At 64.7% G+C, this 207-nt stretch carries 1 pseudogene; it reads left to right on the forward strand.

The window, feature by feature from the left end:
* Nucleotides 1–207: pseudogene (locus BN358_RS11595) on the forward strand (CCA tRNA nucleotidyltransferase); the annotation flags it as partial.

A 207-nucleotide genomic window follows, 5' to 3' on the forward strand; every position in this document is an offset into this window, starting at 1 on the left:
ATGACCGGGATGGCGTCCCGGATCACGATCGTCTCCGCCGAGCGGATCCGGGACGAACTGGTGAAGCTGCTGCTCACCGACAACCCGCGTCCCGGATTGAACCTGCTGGTGGACACCGGGCTGGCCGAGATCGTGTTGCCCGAGTTGCCGGCGCTGAAGATGGAGCGCGACGAGCACAATCGGCACAAGGACGTCTACGAGCACACC

Origin of the sequence: Sedimentibacter sp. B4 (assembly GCF_000309315.1) — a bacterium.
GTDB lineage: Bacteria > Bacillota > Clostridia > Tissierellales > Sedimentibacteraceae > Sedimentibacter > Sedimentibacter saalensis.